Origin of the sequence: Paenibacillus sp. FSL E2-0201, from assembly GCF_037963325.1 — a bacterium.
Classification (GTDB): domain Bacteria; phylum Bacillota; class Bacilli; order Paenibacillales; family Paenibacillaceae; genus Paenibacillus_AQ.
This window is the reverse complement of the sequence record NZ_CP150154.1, coordinates 2,528,744-2,551,702: the sequence shown is the minus strand read 5'-3', so window position 1 is coordinate 2,551,702 and position 22,959 is coordinate 2,528,744. Positions and strand designations below refer to the sequence as shown.

Genomic DNA, 22,959 nt, shown 5'->3' with positions numbered 1-22,959 from the left:
TATTTCTAGTTTTGCCACAAGTCAGTTTGTCCATCGTCTGATAAATCAATACTTCTGTAAATGACTAGATAGAGTACTATAGCATAATTGTCCATCTAAGAAAACATTTGATAAAAAACTCAATAATTAAAAGATGAGACCATAAAATTTGACATACGAACAACAGCTCTAATGCAGTAGTTCTGCTTTAGAGCTGTTGCAGCAATTCTTCAATTAGCATGAGCAAATTCAATCAACTTATTGTAAATTCAGGACGATTTCTCTCCCGGAATGAGTAACAATGGTTACCGTTCCCTCGCTGAACTTAACTTTCAAATCTTGCTCAGGTGAATGCTTGAGGACCTTATCAGCTTGATCAGCCTGAATATCTAAAGCCCCCTCTGAAGGGGAACCATATACGGCCGAAACGAGCCAATGAATTCCCGGCCCAAGGGTAGTCGTCAGCATAGGCAGCACCGTCCGAGGGCGAAGCAGGTTCGTATTGGCGTTCGGCCAGACCAACTCGCCCTTCCGACAACCTAGCAAATCCTTGATTGCACTGGTTCCCCAAGCAGTGGAGGCCATCACACCAGCCAAATCGATCTTCGATATGAATTCATCGTCTTGACCAAGTGCGAATCCGCCCTCCGCAGTATCCAGTGACCGTCCAGTTTCGACTCGATGCATCCGAATATGCCAAGGAAGTCCGGCGACAACCCAGGTCTGAACCTCGACGTTGGCCCACGGCTTCCAGACAGAGCGAAGCACGTTGTCCATAATCTCAGATTCTATATTCTGGCGTCTTACCCGATATAAGTTGTCTCCGTGCTCGCTCAGTGCAAGCATAGAATCGTATGCTCCCTGAGAGAGCCCCCATTCGGAGCGGGGCACGCTGAATCCAAAGCCTGTTGAATACACGAATTTTTCGTATTTGGCCGAGGTGTGAGTATGTTCATTCGTATATAAATGTCCGCTATTAAAGGCCGCCACATGACCGGAAGCAGGCTCGCGGATGATGACAAGGTGTGCAGGCTTCTGAATCATGACATCCGGAAGGACTGGCAGCGGCAGTTCTTCTGCCTTCCAGAACGGTTGCTCTGCGCCGAGAGCCAGCGGCAGGAAAGTCTTCAACGCCCAGTACGGAGATCCGGGAGCATTGTAATTCTCCGCCATGACCAGATTCGGGTAAGTATATCCGATGGTCAGTACACCATCGGCGTCAACAATCGGCTGGCTAAACCACCAGCGCAGGTTCCGCAGCACCAGACCTTTTACCACACCAGCAGGGAATCCTTCAACGTCTGCGTAGGCAAGGGCGCTCCAAAATGCCGACTGGGCAAAACGGTAAGTCAAACTGCGCCCATAAGGAAGTGCGGATCCGTCGGGTGCGAACCAGCTGATGAAATCGGCAGCAAACAATCGAGCTCGTTCTTTGAACACACGGGAACGTTCGGGGTCTTCCTGCTCCATCAGCTTTGCGTACAGCAGTGCATAGTAATGAATAGCAAAAGGTACGTAATAATCGCTGTGGCCGTTAATTCCGTCACTGTACCAGCCCTCGCCCAAATAGAAATCGTCCATGCGCTTCAAATTGTTCTCTAACTGCCCTTCGTCGTAGGGACGACCGATTTTGCGGAATCCGACATTGACTAGAACGTTAAAGAACAGCCAATTGCAGTCATAGCAAGGATGAGCGTTTATTTGATTCAGCCAGCGGTATAATTGATCCTGCTCCTTCGAAGCAAGCGGCGACCAGATCCTTTCCGGAATGGCTGCTAATGCGAAACCAAAGACCGCCATTTCGACCAAACGCTGGTCGTAATCCTTCACCTCTCCCCAATATTCTTCATGAGAAGGATCAGTGCCATGCCGAATGCCATCCAGCACGATGTCCCAGAGTTCGCTGTCTCCACCACCAATGAGCAGGGGTACCAAACCCCACAACACCCGCGAGAAACCTTCCATTTCAGCAGTTGCTGCCGAATAGCTCGCCCCTGTTTTACCGATTTCAAGCCTTGCGCCGCCTTTGCTGTAGTGCGCCCGAAGCGGATCCGTAAGCTGCTCAAGGGCGATCACCAGATCCACCCGAGTCTTTAACGGATTATCACTAATCCGGAAAGATGTCTTATTTGTATTCATCCTAATCACCCCCTACTCCCAATAGAACGGACCTGCGGCCTTAATCCGGGCTAGTGCTTCGACATAGAAAAAGTCACCGTAGATAAGAGGAACATCTATATTCCGGTTCTCAGGGTAGTTACTCGTACCGTGAAGCAGCAACCCTTCCTCATCCGCATTGTCCCAACTGCCATAATTCCTGTAGAGCGATTCCACGATTCTTATAGCCCCGTTCCGGTACACATGGGACTCCGAATCATCCACCTGGTCCGCTAGCAGAAGCAAACCGCTCGCCGCACAGGAACCGGCGGAGCTATCACGAATTTCGCCGACTTCACCGGGCGCGCGGAAATCCCAATGCGGAACATGATCGTCCGGCAAACGGGTCAAGAAGAAATGTGCTACCTGCTTGGCTGCATCCAGATAGCTCTGCTTGCTCGTATGATGATAGGCAAGCGCTAAACCGTAAATGGCCCAAGCCGTGCCGCGCGACCAAGCAGATTCGGGCGAATAACCTTGCCCGCCAAGCTTTTCCACGACTTCACCCGTCTCCGGGTTGAATTTGACGATGTGGTACACGGAGCCATCCGGTCGGATAAAATGCTCAAGAACAGTATCCATATGCGCCTCAGCGATATGATGATAGCGTGGATCTCCCGATGTCTCAGAAGCCCAGAACAACAGACTGGTATTCATGCAGCAGTCAATAATAGCAACTCCGCTGTTATCTTCCCCTACACTCCATGGATTCCAAGCCCGGATATATTGTCCTTTCAGATTGAAGCGGGCTGCCAGGTAGTTGGCCGCTTTTAATGCCCGAATTCGCGACGCTTCGCTACCCGTCAACTTGTAATTTGCCACGCTTGTAAGAATCCACATGAAGCCTAAATCGTGATCCAGCTTAACATAGCCATCCAGCACCTCGTCGAGTCTCTCTTCGCAGCGCTCCGCGATCATTTTTAGACTTTCATCCCCGCTCTCAGAATAAAACTGCCAGAGCATTCCCGGCCAGAACCCTGCTGTCCACCAATTCGGCGCCTCCAGCAAATATTTCCCCCCTTGACTTGCATGAGGAAATTCTGCGCCGATCTTTCGACTGTTACATCTTGTCTTTTCAAGAGCCTTGCTCCAAGCTTCATCCAGCCAAGTTTGGTTATCCGTAATATTCATATCAAACACCGCCTTCTTCGAATTGTTCTCTAGTTCTTTCATCATTTATATAAATTGAAAGGTGAATACTAATTTCCCTACAGCACCGGGCTGAAGCAAATGAAAGTCGAGAGTATACCAGGCCGTTTCCCTGCCGAAATGATCCCTGTACTCACGAGCGGTAATCTCTGGCTCTACAATCTGGGCATCATAGATCACTTCAACTCCGCCGACATCAGTTCCCGGCAGCAACACAACGCCAGTACGAAGGATCTTCGGCCGACGCCAGGTTACGAACCGCTCCGTCCAGCTCACTAACTTACCGTTAAACCGGTACTCGTCCGTTAACTCCAAGCGAGGACGCTGCTCCTTGTACCAAACCATAGAACGGACCAAGGATTGAAGCTCTTCCACTTCGTAAGCCTGAGACAGCTCCAGCGTCAGTTCATCCCTCACGGAAGCAGTCGACGCATACAGAACTGTAGCACTATGCTCCTTGCCAGACTGTTGATACTGGCCGTCGATGATAGGAACCGAATGTCCCTGCGAGCCATTGCAATCATATTGATAACGGCCAGCCCCAAAATATTCAGCCGTATACTCTCCACTGCCGAGATCCGCTGCATAGATTTCGCCTTCACCTAACAGAATGAACTGCCCCAGATCATTATGATTATGAGGTTCAGCGTTATGCCCTCCTTTAGCCGCGAAGCCGAACGAACTTCCTCCGGACTGATAACGCGAGACAAGCCATCCCGCATCAGGAAGATAATAACTGGCGGCTCCCCAATCCTGATCCTGTTTCTCATCGCCGGTCCTTCTCCAGATGAGATTTCGAAAAGCCGGAGCCCAGCGGCTGCAATGATCCTTAGCGTAAGGAGCGCGAAGCACAGGCGGAGGACATTCTACTTCTGGATAGGTATCAGCTAAATAATGGGACAAGCCCATATGTATGTGAATTTGAGGCTCTGAGTCTGAGAAATTGGCGACAAAATTGCCGCCGATGAAAATTTTTTGTTGGAACTGAGCGATACTTCGCACTTTGTCTGTTGCAAACCAGTCTACTCTTCCCTCACTTCTGACCCGGAGAAGATCGCTGTAATACGTAAAATAGCCAAATCCGTAGTTCCAGTAACTCAGACCTTCCAGACAGGCCCCATCATCCCCGAAGCCTTCCAGATAGTAACTCATGCTTCGTTCTGTCTTCAGCAGGATATCCGTTAGCGCAGCAGGATCATCCAACATCAGCAAGGCAGCTGCCCCAATCGAACCTACACAAACTGCCGACCAATTATGCCTTGCAGTCTCCCATTCATAAGGACCACATTCAATAAATGGTCGAAATATTCTCCGCTCTACTTCATGTCTTATTCGAAATCGAAGAAGCTGTGGAAGTCGTTCTCCCAGTAGTAGCGAAATTTCACTCAGTGTAAAAGCAGTTTCCGAGGAGAACAGATCAATAAACTGATCGATATTCTCTGCATTATGATCTGAAGGAAGATGGGCTGGTAGGCACCAAGTGTACTCTTCGCATATAGACCATAGTGTATTTTCCAGGTTCTCCAGAAGTCTGACATTATCCGGCTCAAGCAAGGTCATAAATACATATGTGTTCAGCCTTCTTCTCCGTTCGAAATAGACCCGTTCATATTCCAGCCTCGAACCCGTGCGCGCATAAATTGAAAAAAGCGTATCCGTCAGCTCCGGTATAGGCTGGCCGTCTAATCTCTGAGCCTCTGCGCGGATTTCGCAGATATCTTCCTTCAATAGCTCGGATAATGATGCCTGTGTCCAAAAAACATCCGAATCTCCATCAGGATAATACAAGCTCAGATTTACCGGCTTCATCCTTTCGATCATTCCGAAAAGCTCCTGTCTATTCATGCTTTCTTCCTCCTTTTGCCCCACCAGCTTAGATCCTTCTAATTGCTCAAGGCATGATCTCTCATAACATCCTCACCAGCTGCGATCCTTTGTGCCGTCCACTTCAATTCTGCTCCTGCCCAGAAAGGATCAGAAGGAAGAAGCCCCAAAGGAAGAAATACAAATGCGCATAAATAGAGACTGCCCGTATTGATATAGCTCTCAGCAAGCTCTGGCTGGTAGCCGTATACTCCCGGACGTAGCCACCCGTTCTCATCCAGAGTGCCCGGAAATTCCATAGTCCGTGTAATTACAGCAGTCAAGGCGCAGCGTACCTGCGCGGGAGAAAGCGATTCCTCCAGGAAATGCTGGAGCGCCGCCTGCGACAACAGCTGAAACGCACCAAAACGGTAGACAATAGAGCGCCCGATAAAGGGATAAGTTCCATCCGGTGCAATCATCCGTTCCAGAACAGTTGCGTATCTCTGTGCCCGTTCCAGTATCAACGGCCGCAATTGGGAATATTGCTCCGACTCCCGTTCAAAGAGTGTCACCACATCCACCAGCATCGGCTGAATAACAAAGCTGTTGTAATAATCCCAGTGAAAGTCCTTGCCGTCACCGTATATGCCATCGCCTTTATACCAATCCATAAACATATGAATCGCATAACCAACACGCATCCGGTCATATTCAGGATCGTTGAGGATATACAAAGCCGCTTCCACCATTGCGCTGAACAGTAGCCAGTTGCTGCCGCTCGGTGCAGTCCGGCGCGTTTGCTTCAAGGCTGTTATTAAATTAACTTTGACCCGCGCATTCAGCCGCCCGGCAAGCTGCTTCGGCGCGCGCACCAACGCGTGGGCGAGGAATGCCGCATCGACCAGCGGTTGGCCTTCGGACTTAAAATCCATATAGTCAGGCGAAGATGGATCGACAGCGGCATCAATGCATTCCAGCATCAGTACGGCATAATGGGCTCTAAGCTTTTCCTCTTCACCCTCCAGCCCTTCAAGCTCTAACCATGGGGCCATTCCACAGGCTAATCTAGCAAACGCTTCCAAATACGCAAACTTGCTCCTATCACCATGAAACTCCGCAGGCAGCCGTTCCTTTAATTTTCTCTGCGACAAAGCGTCAAGAACCGGATTCCCGATCTGTAACATCGTATCCAGCCAATATTTCCGGTGTTTCGTACCAGTCATAGACAATCCACCCTTTCAATTGCGTCTATTCAGCAGGTACAGACTCTCCTACTACTCTTGTTCTGACCAGCTCTATCTTGTTTTATTGCGTAATCTTCTTCTATAGTTTAGTGTTGTATTATTGCAATGTCTTTGCGATTAATGATCATTTATTGCGTTTATTGCTATCAATCTGAAAGGGGCCATCCGGATGAAACATGCCCAGTATTATCAGCCTTTCGAAGGCGACATACTGGCGGGCATCGGCAATTCACCGATCTCACCCACCAGAGATTTTCACATTCATGACCACTACGAAATCTTCCTGTTTCTTGGCGGCACGGTGAACGGGTTTGTGGATCAGTACAGCTATCCGCTTCAGCGGGGCAATGTGCTCTTATTTAACAATCACGAAATACATAAAATCATCAATTTATCTCCAGAACCTTATGAACGCTTAACAATCCATTTCAAAGCTCCACTTATATATCCCTTCTGCACTGCAACCACAAATCTGCTCGCTTGTTTCCAGAACCGTCAGCCCGGGGAGCAAAATCTCGCGCAAATGGATGAAACACTGCTTTCAGAGTATACGACCCTTGCCTACCGCTTAATTGCAATTTTGGACAACCCACAATACGGCAGTGAGGTTCTGGCTCTGACTTATCTGATTCAGATCCTGGTCCTTATTAATGAGCTTTATAACCGTACCGTTACCACCATACCCAGCATTATTTCTTCACATATTCAATCGGCCATGCGCTATATCGATAACCATCTGCATCTGAATCTGTCGCTTGAGCAGATCGCCGGAGAATTAAACATCGATAAATATTATCTTAGTCACCTGTTCAAGCAACAGACCGTTGGGACAATCTACCGGTACGTCCTGCTTAAAAAGATCGCGTTATCCAAACAGCTCTTATCCGCCGGGAACTCCGTATCCGATACCTGTTATTTATCCGGTTTCAATGACTATGCAAATTTCATCCGTACTTTCAAGAACATCACGGGCATTCCACCTGGAAAATACGGCAAAAAAAGCTGATATGGCTACTAATCTTCGCCTCGCAATTCTAATCCCTTCTCTGAACTTATAAAAAACCTGACAGCCGCTAAATGCAGCTGCCAGGTTCATGGAAAAACAGCTTACAAATGTCTCAACAGATTGGCGATAACTTGCGCACTTTCAGCACGAGTCATCCCCTCTTGAGGTGCGAATTGCTTATTTCCGCGTCCCTTTATGAGCCCCGCCTGCTCGGCGAAACTGGCTGATTTCTGTGCCCAGTCATGAATCTGGGAATAATCACTGAACGAGCTCTCAGAAATATCATTCATTTTGCTGCCTTGTGAAAATTCATAAGCCCTAACGATCATTACAGTCATTTCCTCGCGGGTGATGCTGTTGTCCGGTGCGAATGTATCCGAACTGCGACCGAGCACTATGCCAGCTTCGCTTACAGCTGCAACGGCTTCGGCATACCAAGCTTTGGAATCCACATCAACAAACGTTGAATGACTTCCTGCCTCTAAGCCTAACGCTCTTGCAATCATGGCCGCGAATTGTGCTCTTGTCACGTTCCCCTGCGGATTAAACTCGGTATCAGAAATACCTTGGATAATATGTTTTGCCGCCATTGTCTTAATAACATCCCTAGCCCAGCTATCTTCACTGACATCCGAGAATATCTTGTCATACTCTAGAACCGCAAACTGGCTGAAATGCTTTATTTCCGCACTCCATTTTCCATCAGCTAGCGTTCCACCCATAAGTTCAAGAGCTCCGTTCGCCGCTATATAGTAGATACCAAGCAAACCGGAATTAGCATTCGAATCTACGGTAAAGGTAAGCGTCAGTGGCTTGTCAAAATGGGTTACCTGTACGGCAGTGCCGCCTGCACTAATAACTTCCAGGCTGAAGTTAATTACGTCACTAGCAGCAGTTAACTGAACTGAACCGTTGACAGCCGGATTATTCATAAGTTGTTCTAAGGCAGCTCTTGATACCTTCACAGCGGAGAGCTTAATTCGTGCTCCTTCCGTTTGACCTCCAGCAGCTTTTTCCTGGATACTCTTCAGCGCTTCTGGGGTCAGATGGATAGCAAATGTATTCCACACGAGACGCAGATTGCTCACTCCTGTGATATCTAATAATCCCTCAGGTAATAATACGGAATCCGTACCTTCAGTGAGCTGAACCGTTATTACTCCTCCAACCGGAGCTGAGAAATCGTCACTATTAAGAATCCTCGTGGTCTGCGGCAACGGCGTTGGTGTCGGCGATACCACTGCTGTCGGTGCCGTTGTTGACACTGGCCCTGAGGTTACTACAGGTGTAGGTGTGGGTGTCGGATTTGCCGTTGGCTCAACTGTCGGTGTTGGTTCTACCGTTGGTGTTGAAGTCGGCGGTTGCTGTGCTTCTCCCACTGTAACTGTTCTTGTGACTTCAACGGCCATATTTCCCGCGGAATCGCTAACATTATAATGATAAATATAAGTACCCGCCGATAGGGTATCTATCGTCTCAGTACGATTTCCATCCTTCGTAATTGTCGCCACAATTCGTTCGCTAATGTCACCATCACGGTCATCTGCTGCTGTGGCTCCGGCATCTGTATAACTTGCGCCATTGTCCAGTTGAACAGTTGACTCACCAAGCAGTGTAATGACCGGCTTCAGTACATCCGGATCTTCCGATACGATTACTTTGCGGGTGACTTCCGCAGCAGAATTGCCTGCAGCATCGCTGACATTGTAATGGAAGGTGTAGATATCCGCTTTCCTTGTATCTAACTCGGTCAAACCATACACTTCACTGCTGACCGTTGTGGAGATGCGATCTGTGATGTCACCGTCTTGGTCGTCATACGCAGTGGCTCCGGCATCCGTATATTCAGAACCGATCTGCAGATTGACTATGGCTTCACCTATCAAAGTAATCTCTGGCTGCGTCATATCTGGCTCCGGTAGCTTTATCGTTCCGCTGGCCGCAGCTTCTGCCTTAGCCTCACCCTTGTTCAGTGATACTGTGAAGCTGAAGCTGCCGGCCGTGTCATCAGTAGCTTCCTGGAACGAAGATAGAGTGATATCCCCCATCGTAACCCCCGTACCACTGAACCCGATTAAGCCGTTCATTGTTTGGAGCAACCAAGTCCGGACTCCGTCCTCGCTGTTAGCGGTTTCCTTCTGCACGCTGTATGCAGCACCTTCTATAATGCTCTTAGCCTCGTTTACAGCCTGCTCATTGGCAATGCTGGCCCTGTCCTTCGCCACCGCTAAGTAACTAATCACAGATGCCTGACTATTTGTGTTGTTTATCGAATATTTTACGATACCGCTCACAGGTAGCGTAAAGTCGTGGTTGATCATGATGCCATTAGGACCTGCGAGTACACCGGTCTTAACCGTTTCGTTCACCGTCTTTCCCTCATCATCAGTATAACTAAGCGTAATATCCATCGTGCGGTTACTCATATTCCACCAGTCCCGATGGAACGATGTAATCGTGTACTTTCCTGCATTTAATGGGAGGGTATAGATCAGAGGTGTGTTCTTTGTATTCGAACTGTAAACACCTGTCTGAGTTTTATCCGTGATAACCACGGCACCTCCGAGCCCTTTCAGATTATAATTTGCTCCTGTATTGGTATGGCCCCATACTGTACCTGTTGACAGCTGATCCGCTGTACTATTAAAAAGACTATCGCCCGCGAAATTTTTGATCACCGTATAAGGTGGTGTGACAACATCCCCTGAGACACCGAGATCCAAAAAGTATACGAGACCTTCTGGTACCACTTCTACATAAGCCATGGTTTTTAGATTGCCGTAAGTGCCAGTTACAGCTACCCTTTCATACGGTGTGTTAAAGCTAACTGCGTCTACATTCCATTTCACGGACACAAACAATTTGGATCCATCTTCACGAGTAGCCTCCAGCTTATCAGGAAGATTCGGCAGTTTACCGACAGCAGTAGCCATATCCTGAGGAGCAATAAGCTCCCGTACATCCCCTGTAGTCAATTGGTTCTGAGCAGAGATCAGACGTCCCGCAAGATGTATAGCTCCTTCTTGATCCAGCCTGTAGTCAGCAGCATTCTCCAATGCTTCCTGTGCGGCGTTCTGTGCGGTTGCAAAAAGCAGCCAATCTCTCTCAGAATATTCATCCAGTTTATTAATTTCTTTTGATGCTGTTACCGCTGCTTGTAGTGCAGCTGTATCCACAGCTCCCTTTACCTCACCGGATACTACTGCTACAGCGTCCACAACCAATGTGCCGCTTAACACCTTAATCTGAACGTTATGCTGTCCATATTTAAGTCCGCGAAGGGTGTACGTTTGGTAGAGTTCTTTAGAAGCCATGGTATCGGCTGACAGCATGACAATTTCATCATCAACGGTCACTTCTAGCTTAGCCGATCCATTATTCGGTCCCAGAATATCTAGCCCCGTGCCTTCAAAAGAATATTCCATCGTAGCATTTGCACCTTGAGTAGTAGAGAGGGAACGTTGGTAAATATACATGCCTGCGCCGTTTTGATGACTCCACGACCCACTGTATTTCAGTTTAGGACCCGGTGTAGCAGCTAGGTCAAACATCTCAAGATTATCCAGTAATTCGGAATAGTATGGTGCATAGCCGTCAACCGTCTCAACTTTTAAATTATCGAAGCGAACATGATAGTATCCACTGGCTAAATCTACCCGTCCAGACAATTCAGGGTTCGGATCAGTATAAGAGGCCAGCTTCACCTCGTCCAGATAGGCAGTCACTTTATCACCTGCAACCTGAATGGCAAGGTTATGCCAGGCATCATATGCGGCGTTAAATCCGTCGAGCTTAACTCCACCGGAACCGCTCACTACATTACCACTCGCTACTGCACTACTATTGACCAGCAGCTGCCAGCCTCCGTCAAACCAGAATTTCAACACATAAGGTGTGCCGTTTATAGTGTGAGAACTGCCACCTCCTTGATACCGTGCACCAATCGCAGCATAATTGGCACCACCCTGCGTATTGTTCGTCTCGAACGAAACATCTACACTGGCCTTGTAATTCGTCCATCGGTTATCACCGATAGCCGTCACGGGATCTCCACCGTTCCAAGTGCCGCCCAGCCCCATAATTCCCGAATCCAGCTGTTGGCGCAGAACATAGTTGTCAGACCCGTCCGGAAGATATGCCTCGAATGCACCGTTACGGTCGTGTGTATAGCGCGGTATCACACTTTTAGAGCCGCCGCGGGATTCTATATAGCTTTGGGTACCCTCACTCTGCCCGCTTGCTCCGATCTTCACAACGGATTGATTGGAATAGTCAAAATCATCGGCATACAGAATATTGTCCGCGTAATTTTGAACCCTCCCCGTTGCATCGGTATCAAGCACAGTGCGTTCGCCTTCTACAGGTAAAGGTGTTTGATATGCCTCTTTGTCCTTGTTCTTCAAAGTGGTCACAGTCACTGTTGAATATGGTTTGACATGAACGGTATAAACCCCGCTGCCATCAACAGCGACATCCCCGAGATATTTCATATAATTACTGTTAAAGGCTTCCCCCGCGTCGGCCGCACGGGTCTCCCATACTTCCAGTGATGGATTCCCGTCAAAGTTCATATTTAACGTCTGAAGCTTATAGGTTTTGGCATACTCACTGTCATTCACGATAACGGTTGAGAAATCGCTTTTGTCAGGTGCAGCAAGTGTCATATAGCTAGGAGAACCGTTGCGTCCGCTAACAGGGTTGGTGCCTGTCGCACCCGTAGAGCTAGCCTTAGGTACCGCTCTCCAAATCCCTGCAGTATTATCCTCGTTCTCCCAGCCCACATTGGCGAACCAGCTGTAATGCTGCAATGCAACAAGGCCTGCATCATAGTGAATCCATCCCGACCACGGGTCACGGGCGCTAAGTAGTTCCTTAAACGAATATTGACCGCCCTCGTAGAAAGAGCCGATGGCCGGCTGATAAATAAAGTGCGTCCGGCGGGAATTGACGAATCCTTTAATAATCGTATTGCTCATCTCCAGCGGACTGCCAACACCGCCAATGCCGGTTCCTGCCACTGTAGGATCCTTTACATTATTATTGGGACGGAAGGCGGAGTTACTGAAGGTAGACTGCGCCTCGCTGTTCCATACTTCAATATCATATTGTTCTGCGAGCTTCTTGAAATTGCCTGCGCTGTCGTCGTCAGTGTTATAGTGATATCCGGCGATCGGAGCCGCTTCCCTTAAAGAAGCATCGCTTACCATACTGCCGCCAAATGATCCGATCCCGACTTCATCTGAAATCACAATCTTGATCTGGTTATAGAGCGTTTGCTCTTCTGGGCTTGCAAAACCTTCGTTATCTGTTTTAACACGTTCGGCGTACTGTTTGGTCCACGCCAAATCTGGCGTATGCTCGTTGATATGGGGATTGACATAGTCGACCATATAGCCATACTCACGGTAAGCGGCAAGAATGGTATTTTTATACCAGGTATAGATTTTATCGTTGTCGCTCGCCCAGGCCGGAGCACTCCATCGCAGGATGCTCACCTTGAGATCCGGATTCGTAGCCTTGGCATCTGCCGCAAGCTGGAAACCGGGATGCCGGGTGACATTGGCTTCTTCATCAGGCGTACGCATTGTGGTCGGGTCTGGACCGGTAGAGTTATTGCGGTCATTACCCATCTCGATTTTCACATGTGTCATGATGGGATGATCTCCACCGAACAGAATCTGCAGCATTTCTGCGTAAGAATCCGGATGCTCAGCCTTATAATCCATCAACAGGGCACTGGTGCTGTTGGCACTTAGTACGCCAAATCCCTTAAACGTGAGGCCGTTGACGTTGTCCGCTTTAATATCGTTGCCGTCGAGCAGAACCTTGACCATAGAAGCTGCAGTCTGCCGAGCATCTTCGATCTCTTTCTGAATCCCTCCCTTGGCAACGGCGAACCAGCTCAAGATAGGCTTCTCACCGGAGACATAGGCGTAGGTCAATGTCATGGGGCTGCTAGCGTCGATATCACCGGGAATCGTGAATTCACCGGAAATAAGCTGTGTCACACTGGTATTAAATGGTGCAAACGAGAGCGTCTTTGTTGCTCCATTTGTATCCTTATACTCGATCTGAGGCTGTATTACCCGAGTGCGGTTGCCATACCAATCATGGAAACCACTACTGAGTGTATAGGTCCCTGCTTCAGGCGCTTTTAATTTGTAAACGATATGATTGCTAGCAGGGTCGGCACGAAGTCCTACTGTCCATATGGATGGATCAGTAGCAGGATCGGTAAGTCCTCCGTCTTTGGAGTTCTTCACCTTGTTTATGGAATCATCAAATCCCCAGGCAGTCGTTCCGCTGACATATTTCTGATCCGGTAACTGGTTGAGCAAAGTGCTGCCGGACAACGTTTTGACTGCTTCGTACAGCGGCGAAGTAGTAGGACCATTCCCTACGGAATCTCCTCCCCTGCCGCTGTCCACAAAGTAAATCAATGGATTGCTTGATGACGGAATAACTTCCACACTGGCAACAACCGGCACACCATTCGCTATACCCGTGACTGTCACTGTGTCATAAGGAACGGCAAAGGTATCCTCACCAATATTCCATTTCACAGTCTCAGACTGGCCTCCAATGTCTATGCTAGCAGGCAAGGTAGTGCCAGAAGATGTCTTCGCCCCCATATAGGCGGCTGCAAAGAAAGTATCCACGGTAGCTGCAGATACAGACGGCATTTGGAGTGCCGGAAACATTCCAACTACAAGTGCAGAGGTCATCATCATTGAGAACAGCTTTTTTCTAACGGAGTGTTTTCTATTCATTCTTTAATCCTCCTTTTGCTATAAATAGCCTCTCGGCAACACTTAAAGAAAGCGCATTCATTTCATCAATAAGCTAAAAAAAACTGGCAGCATGCGATGACTGCAACTGCCAGATTCCATACCTTCTAGCCTTTAATACCAGATGCTGCAACACCTTGCACAAAGTATTTTTGCAAAGCCAGGAAAACAATTACTACCGGGATAATAGAAACCACACTTGCCGCCATAATCAGTCCATACTCGGCCGAATATTGCGAGATGAACATTCTTAGTCCTATTTGAATGGTCTTGAGTTTCGTATCCGTCAAATAAATCATTGGCCCCAAGAAATCGTTCCATGTAGCAACAAAGGTAAAAATCGTCAATGTAGACAAGGCCGGCTTGGATAGTGGCAACATGATTCTCGCCCAAATCCCATATTCGCTCAAGCCATCGATTCGTGCCGCCTCGCATAATTCATCTGGGACTCCTTGATAGAACTGGCGCATCAGAAATACTCCAAAAGCCGAGAATGCCTGTAGCAGAATGATTGCTAAATGGGTATTGTTAAGTCCCATGTAACGCATCAAGATAAATTGCGGTACCATATAAGCCTGCCAAGGAATTGCAATCGTAGCGATATATCCAAGGAACAAAACATTCTTCCCTCTAAAATGCAATTTAGAGAATGCATAGGCAGCAAAGCTTGAAGTCAACAGCTGCAAAATCGTTACGATAATTGATAATTTCGCCGTGTTATAAATAAATCGATCCAGTGGAATACGGGTCCAAATATCCACGAAATTCTCCCAGCGCGGATTCGCCGGAATCCATTGCATCGGGAACGAGAACACATCCTTGTTCAGCTTGAGTGAAGAAGACAACATCCATATATACGGAACAAGCATGCAGAGCACTGTCGCAAACAACAAAATATACACTAGCACCATCGTGCCGATTTTAATTCCTTTATTTGTACCCACCATATCTTTTGAATCCTCCTATTGTCCGTATTTCTTCTCGCCGCGGAACTGGACGATGGTAATGCCAAGTACCAGCAGAAACAATACAATGGCCATGGCGCTGGCATATCCGTAATCAAGCGAACGGAACGCCGTATTGTAGATTTGATAAACCATAACTCTTGTAGAATCGTTCAACTGGTTATCAGCGCCGGCAAATAGGTTGATAAAGATATCGTAGACTTTGAACGAATTGATGACCAAAATCATCAGAACAAAGAAGGAGGTTGGCGCTAGCTGAGGAACCGTCACATTACGGAATCTTCTCCAGGCGCCCGCCCCATCTAGCTCAGCAGCCTCATACAATTCAGGGTTAATCCCCTGAAGACCTGCCAAGTAAATGACCATGTAATAACCCATGTTTTTCCACACGGTGAACAGTATTACTGTGAACATTGCCCAGTGTTTATCCGCCGCCCAGCGGGGAAGATCCTCCAGCGGAATACCGGTAAGGGTATGTAGAATATTGTTGACCGGCCCCATCGTAGGGCTGAAGATAAAGTTCCATACAGCAGCAACAGCTACTAAGGATGCTACATAAGGGAAAAAGAATACGGTTCTCATGAAATTACGAGCCATGATCTTCTGATTAAGTAGAATCGCTAGTGCTAGCGCTACAATCATAGTGAACGGTACAACACCGATGGTGTAGACAATGGTATTCCATAACGCTTTATGAAATGTTATATCTTTGATGAGCCGGGTGAAATTGTCCAGCCCAATAAACTTCATTGGATTGGCCCCGTCCCATTTCACAAAAGCAAGGATAAAGGCAAAAAACATGGGTACCAGTGTAAACACGGCAAATCCGATAAAGTTCGGCGCAATGAAGCTGTAAGCTACCAGGTTTTCCCGGACACCTTTTGACAAATGACGTTTAGGGATCTTTTTTGTCCCCAATATGGTTTCGTTCTGCATTCTTTCTCCTCCAAACCTTCTAAAGCTTCGAGCAAATCTATACTGTCTGTTAAAAAAGGCGGGCTTTCACCCGCCCTTAGAATTCACCGAGTCTCTTTAGATTAATTATTCAAGAGCTGCTGTACGCGAGTATTCATATCCTTCAGACCTTCGTCGATCGAAGCGTTTTTGGTCATAATATTATCGTGGGCTTCGTTAAGAATGACTTCAATGTCAGCACTCTTTTCATGCATTGGCATCTCCAAATACGTCTGAACAGTAGTCAGTGCCGCTTTGCTGTTCTCATCAGTAGGGAAACCGTCGACGGATGTTATGGAATTGATAACTTCATCGTTTTTAATCGCTGGAATGGTTCCGGTGGAAGCAATGACTTTAGCACCTTTTTCACCCGTCACAAAGTTCATGAAATCAAGTGCCGCTTCTTTATTTTTGGATTTCTGATTTACTGCTAGAGAAGTAATTGTACCCAGGGTTGTACCGGCTTCCACACCATCCGGGTGAGGATATTTCACAATTCCCCAGTTGGTTGATTGGGACTCGCCGCTCTTCACCTTTTCAATTTGAGTCGCGATAAACCAGCTGCCCATGTTCATCATCGCAACGGAATTGTTATAGAATACTCCGGAATAATGCGTACTTGAAGTCTTCAGTGTAGCGTAATCCATAACGATGCCGTCTTCCTGTTCTTTCAAAATCCGTTCATAGGTTGGCTTCAGGAAATCGTAGTTTCCGCCAACAACATTGTTCTTGCCATCCAGAATACCGAACAATTGAACTGCGCTCCGCCAAGTATGGTAGTGTGCTCCGTATACTTTTTCAGCACCACTGCCGGAGGTCATTTTTCTAGCAAGTGCATCATATTGGTCGAATGTCATATCGTTGCTCGGATACTCCACTCCTGCTTTGTCGAACAAATCCTTATTGTAGTAGACGATCCAGAAATCACTGCGGAAAGGAAGCGCATACACTTCATCGTTCACTTCGATCTGTTCTACAGTACCGCCGTATAAGGATGGATCAATGTTCTGGTCTCCCATGAAGCCCTTGAGCGGCTCTAAGTGATTTTGTTTCACGAGGTTAGAGTAGCCAGGAATATCTTTAATTGTAAGGACATCCAGATCTGCACCGCCGGACAACTGTGTACTTAGCATTGTCATGTAGTCAGTGGAACCAAGATCCACATAGTCAATCGTTACATTCGGATGCTCAGCTTTATAGGCATCGATCAACGGCTGATAGTATGCAGTGGCTTCCCAATCCCACAGTGCCCATTTCAAGGTCACAGGCTCTTGCTTTGGATCAGCGGAAGCGCTTGCAGAATTACTCGTTTCTGGAGCAGCTGTTGCAGCACTGCCTTCGTTGTTGTTATTACCGGAACATCCGGCTAGCGCACTTAGGGAAAGTATTGTGGCTAAAGTCATGCCATAGAATCTTTTTAATTTCATTTGAAAATCCCCTTTTCCTTCTGATTGTTTACACGGATCGGCTCATCCGATCTATTTCAAAGTTTAAGACTTTCCTCTCTGGAATGGCATGTATTTTCAAACTCAGTTCATTCACTTTTCTTTGTTCTTCTCTTCCTCCTCGCTTCAAACCTGTAAAATCCTATTTAAAACATGTAAAATTCTCAGCTCCTCTGTCTTCCACTGTATGGAATTGCAGGAATATGCTAAGGTGTTAATATGGATATCGATAAACCAGTTAAGCATATTATAAATAGAAGATTAACTTTAAACATGCATGAATTGAAAGATATTTTTGAAAACGCTTTATATTTTTCTGTTTTTTGTAGAGGAGTGTTCACAACGGTAAGAAAATCAACCATTAAGAGCCGTATTATTCTGATCATGACCCTATTTGCACTGTTGATAGCCGCTCTGCTGTCCTTTTTCAGCTATGAATTGATTACCTATTATCAGCGTAAAACGACCATCCAGGCGACCGAGTTCAACCTACAGCTAGTTTCACATATTATTGAACAAGATTTGATTAATCTGTCCTCTTTGGCGATGACCAACAGCACCAACTCGTCCACTAATACATTACTCACTGATTATTTTGTTTCTCCAAAAGCAAGCGCCAAGGATGCTGTTAATGCCTTTAACTCCATGCAGGAGGATTTTCGGATCAATCGCTCTAATAGCTATGTCCGCCGCTTGATTGTTACGGGCAACAACGGAAAGTTCCTGCAGGTGGATAATTCCGTCAGTACTTCAATTCCGCTTACTGTACACAATATCGGTCAAATTCCCGGGCTAAATAAAGATGCTGTTGAGCAGTGGGAACAAGTGATTAAAGACCCGCTCTCCACCACTAATGGAATTCCTTTTGTTCTACCTATTTACGGAGATGGGGCTGCCCGAATTGGAACGGTCTACTTACTCGCCAATACTTCCTTAATTACCGACAAGCTGAAGGGTTATTCCCTGCCAAAGAACTCCCGAATGCTGCTGACGCTGGGCAATCATCATTATCAGCTCATTGGCGATAAAGTAACTGCGATGTCTACACCGTATGAACCTGTAGCCTATACTGATGATAAGCCTGTCGGCCCACAAACCGAGCTGTCCATGATCAAGCTGGAGAATGAAGAAAGTCAAATCGTGGTCTCTTATCCCGTGCGCAGTGGAGTGATTCTGTCGCAGACCTTATCCAATGATCAGTTCGCTCCCAAAGCGAATATATGGATTCTAGTCATGCTCGGCGTTTGTTTACTCGTTATCGTCTTAAGCGGCATTATTACCTTGTACTTAACTCGCACTATTAGTCTTCCGGTAGAAAAATTAAAGAAGCGAATAGATAAGATAGCCCAGGGCAATTTCTTGCTGGACCGTAATATCGAATGGAAAAGTGAACTAGGTGATGTCGGACGGGGCATCAATCGTCTGTCTCAGGACATTGTTGCGCTCATGGACAGCCGACTCGCTGATGAGAAGCAGAAACAGGAGCTAGAGTACCGGATGCTGCAGAGTCAGATCAATCCCCACTTTTTGTACAACACACTGAATTCAATCAAATGGATGGCTACCATTCAGAATGCTACCGGCATTGCTGAGATGACTACCTCACTCTCCAGACTGCTGCGCAGCATCGCCAAAGACAACCGGAGGCTGATGCCACTGAGAGATGAGTTAAGCCTGCTCGATGACTATTTTCTGATTCAGAAATACCGGTATGGTAGTACGGTCTCGATGTTGAAGGAAATCGAAGATGAAGAACTACTCTCTGGGCTGATTCCCCGCTTCACACTCCAGCCTCTGGTTGAGAATGCTATCTTCCATGGCATCGAGCCCAAAGGCAGAGGAGATATTCTCATCACAGTGAAAAAAAGTGGCTTTGCCGATATCCTGGTTACGATTGAAGACAACGGTGTAGGCATGAAGGAAGAACAAATCTCCACCATTCTGTGTGCTCCAGAGGATGGAACTAAGGGCGTGTTCGAGAACGTTGGACTCCGTAGTGTAGATGAGCGTTTGCGGCTAGCCTTTGGGGAGAATTACGGTCTTTCAATTGAGAGTGAAATGGGCCAATATACCTTAATGAAAATTCTTCTGCCATTTATACAAAAAGAGTAGAGTGGCAAATCTATCAAGGATGTGGTCAAATTGATTAAATTATTAATCGCCGACGACGAAGCTCTAGTCTGCATCGGCTTGCAGTCTATGCTGAAATGGGAGCAGTATAATATAGAGATTGTTGGTATCGCGCACAACGGTGCCCAAGAAGAAGAAATGATTGACACGCTCCGCCCGGACATCGTAATCAGCGATATCAAAATGCCGATAAAGAGCGGTTTAGAAGTTGCCGCTTCAATACGCCAAAAATATGGTCGACTTCCGTTGTTCATTATGTTGACTAGTTATGAAGAGTTTCAATATGCACGCGGAGCCATAGAGGTGCAAGCCACGGATTATCTAGTAAAGCTGGAACTTACTCCAGAAGCGCTGGCCGAATCCATTCGAAAGGCGATTTCTTTTCTTGAGAGTTACCAGACGATGGAAAGCTACCCTAAGCTTGTTCACCGCGGGAATCTTCAGGCGCAGCGTGATAAATTCTTCATTCGCCTGTTCAACAACCTGTTCGAGAATAAGAACCAGTATCTCCTGCAGAAAGAGGATCTGGCGTTAGACTTTTCCGAGCCCGCCTACCTGGTCTGTACCTGCCGGATTCTGGGTCCGGACACCGTCCCGCCCCGTGGGGATAAGCTGGTCGCTTTATGCTCAAGCACAGTACAATTGGCAAAGGATACACTTGCCTCTATCAATCCTTGCTATGTAACCAGTCTTGACTTGCGCAATTTCGCCGTTGCTCTGCCTGTCCCCGGAGTCAATCCTAGTCACTGGATGTCTGCCATTGAGAAGCAACTTACCGACATGGCATCCGTACTACATAACTATTTCAATGTAACGATTATTGGTGCCATAGGGTTTGCAGTCGAGGAGCCTTATTTGCTGCGGGAGAGCTACCTTGCAGCCCGAAAGGCATTGCCGGTTGCTGTGAAAGAACGGTCCTTTGTTTTTTTTGCTGAGGGTGAGCCTCTAGAGCAGGAGCATCCGTTGTTTGATTTCTCCGAATCCCGCTCGGAGATCCGCCGTGCTTTTGAAGAACTAGATACTCTTGCTTTGTACACCATCATCTCCAAAATGATTGAAATCTTTGAAGACCGCCCCGACTTATTGGTACCCGCCACCGATGCCGCCTGCAATATTCTATACATGGCCACTTCGCTACTAGCAGATGGAGAAAACATTGTTGAGCATATCTTCGAAAATGAGCCGGAAGGCTACCGGGCCATCTATCAGATGCATACAATTGAAGAGATCGCCGGCTGGTTGATTCAGTTCCGTGACGGTTGTTCGGAAATTCTCTCAAGTCGAAGACAAAGCTATAAAGAACAAATCGTCAAAAATGTCCAGGAATATATCAAAAGAAATCTCGACACTAAGCTTTCACTGAATCAAGTGGCCGATGTCTTCAATTTCAGTCCAAACTACTTGAGCCATCTGTTCTCCAAAGTGGCTAAAGTCAATTATGTGGAATATATCACGGAGACCAAAATCACTGCTGCCAAGGAAATGATGGCACGGGGAGAAGGTCGTATTTATGAAATTTCACAAAAACTCGGTTATGAAAGTGCCTTCTATTTCAGTAAGGTCTTCAAGAAAATAACGGGGATCTCTCCCAGAGAATATATGCACCAAATTGAAGCAGGCTAATCGTGACCGTTTAATCCTCCAAAAAGCAGCTCCAACAACAAAAAATCTCGTTCCCAAGACAAATGTCTAGGAAACGAGATTTTATCTTAGTACCATCCCTATTCGGCAAGCCTTCACTAGGGACAAGCACCAATAACTATTTCATTTGAGCTTGTTCTTCTCTAGTAGGACCAATTACGCCAGGTACTCGAAGGCCTGCTTGACGTAAGAGAACTGTCATTTGACCACGATGATGTGTCTGATGATCGATCAGAGATCTAAGCATAGCACCACGAGGCGTTAATCCAGCAAAGGTCTGAACACTCTCAACCATTTGCTCGTCCGTTAACTTCTCTACCTCAGCAGCAATATTAGCCGCAATATTCTTATAAGCTTCAACAATCACAGCTGCATGAGCCGGAACTTCCTTCGGATTGCCTACTGGAGTAAGCGTTAAACCTACCTGACCACCAAAGAACATCGGACAGGTTGCCAAATGCCAACCTAACCATCCCAATGAGTTGTGACCTTCAACAATTACCTGATCTAATTTATCATCGGTAAGCGATTCAAGAACGCGAATCGTCCCTGCAGAAGCGCTTGCCCAGTCTCCTAGAAAATCTTGAACTGTTCTGTACATTTGAAATCCCCTTTATTAGTCGTTAAGCAACGATTACTTAGTTATATCAAGTAAATTATACCCTGTCACAGGGTCTGTTACAAATAGTCTATAAAATTTGGACTGAAATAGGCTGAACTGAAAAAACTTTATCCATGAAGAAGCACACGATCACTGATAACATCTAAACGATCCGCGAAAATCTTCCTACCCGTATACTGATCCGGAGATACAAGACTCAGACTACCACTTCTTTGAGTTTGTTATCATCCTATTTCTTCCATTTACGCCACAACCGGTAACCTCGGCGTACCGTCTCCAGAACCAGACGGGGAACTGGAAACCTCCAGCGGGAGGCAACCGGCCGGTACAGGCGGTAATACGCCGTCTTGTAATCCTCCCACATAATGCAATCCTCTTCCTTCAGGAAATCGGATATATCAACGATCAGGCCGCGGCTATCCTGAATCATTACATTCTTGGCGTGGACATCATGCGGGTGCAGTCCCATGGACCGGGCATAGTTAAGTGCGCTGTCAATATCCTCTATGGCCTGCTCGGTGATAAGAATTCCCCGTTTCATAGAGTCATAGAAAGTGACTCCCCTAAGCCGTTTCAAGACCAGAAAGTCAGAACCAATGTAATAACATTCGGAGAATGCAGGATGACGACCGAGGCGGCGATATACCTCAGCTTCTTCCGTGAGGCCCGGCCTTCCCGGGGCGTATACCTTCACTGCATAATCAGGAGCTTCCGGATGATAGAATACGGCGGCATAATTCCCCGTTCCGAGTACCTTCCAGGGCTTCGGTACGCTGCGGACCTTCACAGGTTCCTTCGGATCAATACTCTCTATCGTTGCCTTTGCCACCAGCTCATCCGTTATCCATTTCAGCAACTTCTCCATTCCTGCTCACCCCGCAGCTCAGCTCAAATATTGGTTCTATCCTCCTAGTTTACGCCAAAATACTAGAATCAGCTAATTTATATAAAGAAGGATCAGAAAAACCGAATAGCCTTTGCTGTCCGGTTCTTCTAGGCTATTCCCTGGGATGGAGCTGAAGATGAAGTTTTTAAGATCCTCGAAAAGTATACCTCCATCTAATTCTGATACA

13 protein-coding genes are annotated in these 22,959 nt (G+C 47.0%); 3 read left to right on the top strand and 10 right to left on the bottom strand.

Features of this window, described 5'->3' with window-relative positions; translation table 11 throughout:
• Window positions 1–237: 237 nt before the first annotated feature.
• The 4 genes from NSU15_RS11145 to NSU15_RS11130 are packed head-to-tail and all read right to left on the bottom strand — an operon-like array spanning window position 238 to window position 6,314.
• Window positions 238–2,118 carry a DUF2264 domain-containing protein gene (locus tag NSU15_RS11145; protein ID WP_339290371.1) on the bottom strand — a complete coding sequence of 627 codons (1,881 nt, stop codon included), beginning with the start codon at window positions 2,116–2,118 and terminating at the stop codon, window positions 238–240.
• Between the two features lie 12 nt (window positions 2,119–2,130).
• Window positions 2,131–3,267 carry a glycoside hydrolase family 88 protein gene (locus NSU15_RS11140; RefSeq protein ID WP_339291321.1) on the bottom strand — a complete coding sequence of 379 codons (1,137 nt, stop codon included), beginning with the start codon at window positions 3,265–3,267 and terminating at the stop codon, window positions 2,131–2,133.
• A gap of 45 nt (window positions 3,268–3,312) precedes the next feature.
• A complete protein-coding gene (locus tag NSU15_RS11135; protein WP_339290370.1) occupies window positions 3,313–5,130 on the bottom strand; it encodes a hypothetical protein in 1,818 nt (605 codons plus the stop codon).
• Between the two features lie 38 nt (window positions 5,131–5,168).
• On the bottom strand, window positions 5,169–6,314 hold the full coding sequence (locus tag NSU15_RS11130; RefSeq protein WP_339290369.1) for a DUF2264 domain-containing protein: 1,146 nt from the start codon (window positions 6,312–6,314) through the stop codon (window positions 5,169–5,171).
• Between the two features lie 190 nt (window positions 6,315–6,504).
• Here NSU15_RS11130 and NSU15_RS11125 point away from each other — a divergent pair, with 190 nt between their 5' ends.
• Window positions 6,505–7,341, top strand: a complete 837-nt coding sequence (locus tag NSU15_RS11125) for an AraC family transcriptional regulator (protein ID WP_339290368.1) — start codon at window positions 6,505–6,507, stop codon at window positions 7,339–7,341.
• Between the two features lie 101 nt (window positions 7,342–7,442).
• Here the strand turns inward: NSU15_RS11125 and NSU15_RS11120 are convergent, their stop codons facing one another.
• The 4 genes from NSU15_RS11120 to NSU15_RS11105 all read right to left on the bottom strand — a co-directional run bounded on the left by NSU15_RS11120 (window position 7,443) and on the right by NSU15_RS11105 (window position 17,475).
• The gene (locus tag NSU15_RS11120; RefSeq protein ID WP_339290367.1) at window positions 7,443–14,111 is read right to left on the bottom strand and encodes an S-layer homology domain-containing protein; all 6,669 of its coding nucleotides are present in this window, start codon (window positions 14,109–14,111) and stop codon (window positions 7,443–7,445) included.
• A 125-nt stretch (window positions 14,112–14,236) separates the two neighbouring features.
• On the bottom strand, window positions 14,237–15,076 hold the full coding sequence (locus NSU15_RS11115; RefSeq protein WP_081389704.1) for a carbohydrate ABC transporter permease: 840 nt from the start codon (window positions 15,074–15,076) through the stop codon (window positions 14,237–14,239).
• 15 nt (window positions 15,077–15,091) lie between these two features.
• The gene (locus NSU15_RS11110; protein ID WP_076116961.1) at window positions 15,092–16,030 is read right to left on the bottom strand and encodes a sugar ABC transporter permease; all 939 of its coding nucleotides are present in this window, start codon (window positions 16,028–16,030) and stop codon (window positions 15,092–15,094) included.
• 101 nt (window positions 16,031–16,131) lie between these two features.
• Window positions 16,132–17,475 (bottom strand): sugar ABC transporter substrate-binding protein, encoded by a 1,344-nt coding sequence (locus NSU15_RS11105; RefSeq protein WP_339290365.1) that lies wholly within the window; start codon window positions 17,473–17,475, stop codon window positions 16,132–16,134.
• A gap of 402 nt (window positions 17,476–17,877) precedes the next feature.
• Between NSU15_RS11105 and NSU15_RS11100 the strand changes: the two genes are divergently transcribed.
• Complete coding sequence (locus tag NSU15_RS11100; protein WP_339290363.1) at window positions 17,878–19,605, top strand: sensor histidine kinase; 1,728 nt, start codon at window positions 17,878–17,880, stop codon at window positions 19,603–19,605.
• Between the two features lie 30 nt (window positions 19,606–19,635).
• Complete coding sequence (locus NSU15_RS11095) at window positions 19,636–21,246, top strand: response regulator (protein WP_339290362.1); 1,611 nt, start codon at window positions 19,636–19,638, stop codon at window positions 21,244–21,246.
• Window positions 21,247–21,382: 136 nt separating this feature from the next.
• On the opposite strand, the gene NSU15_RS11090 is transcribed toward NSU15_RS11095, so the two are convergent.
• Complete coding sequence (locus NSU15_RS11090; RefSeq protein ID WP_339290361.1) at window positions 21,383–21,865, bottom strand: DinB family protein; 483 nt, start codon at window positions 21,863–21,865, stop codon at window positions 21,383–21,385.
• Window positions 21,866–22,115: 250 nt separating this feature from the next.
• Window positions 22,116–22,751, bottom strand: coding sequence for a serine/threonine-protein kinase (locus tag NSU15_RS11085; RefSeq protein ID WP_339290360.1), 636 nt, complete (start codon window positions 22,749–22,751; stop codon window positions 22,116–22,118).
• Window positions 22,752–22,959 lie beyond the last annotated feature (208 nt).

Coding starts and splice junctions, on each gene's coding strand:
- NSU15_RS11125 (WP_339290368.1), top strand. CDS start 6,505: ATGAAACATGCCCAGTATTATCAGCCTTTCGAAGGCGACATACTGGCG.
- NSU15_RS11105 (WP_339290365.1), bottom strand. CDS start 17,475: ATGAAATTAAAAAGATTCTATGGCATGACTTTAGCCACAATACTTTCC.
- NSU15_RS11135 (WP_339290370.1), bottom strand. CDS start 5,130: ATGAATAGACAGGAGCTTTTCGGAATGATCGAAAGGATGAAGCCGGTA.
- NSU15_RS11140 (WP_339291321.1), bottom strand. CDS start 3,267: ATGAATATTACGGATAACCAAACTTGGCTGGATGAAGCTTGGAGCAAG.
- NSU15_RS11100 (WP_339290363.1), top strand. CDS start 17,878: ATGACCCTATTTGCACTGTTGATAGCCGCTCTGCTGTCCTTTTTCAGC.
- NSU15_RS11145 (WP_339290371.1), bottom strand. CDS start 2,118: ATGAATACAAATAAGACATCTTTCCGGATTAGTGATAATCCGTTAAAG.
- NSU15_RS11130 (WP_339290369.1), bottom strand. CDS start 6,314: ATGACTGGTACGAAACACCGGAAATATTGGCTGGATACGATGTTACAG.
- NSU15_RS11120 (WP_339290367.1), bottom strand. CDS start 14,111: ATGAATAGAAAACACTCCGTTAGAAAAAAGCTGTTCTCAATGATGATG.
- NSU15_RS11085 (WP_339290360.1), bottom strand. CDS start 22,751: ATGGAGAAGTTGCTGAAATGGATAACGGATGAGCTGGTGGCAAAGGCA.
- NSU15_RS11115 (WP_081389704.1), bottom strand. CDS start 15,076: ATGGTGGGTACAAATAAAGGAATTAAAATCGGCACGATGGTGCTAGTG.
- NSU15_RS11090 (WP_339290361.1), bottom strand. CDS start 21,865: ATGTACAGAACAGTTCAAGATTTTCTAGGAGACTGGGCAAGCGCTTCT.
- NSU15_RS11110 (WP_076116961.1), bottom strand. CDS start 16,030: ATGCAGAACGAAACCATATTGGGGACAAAAAAGATCCCTAAACGTCAT.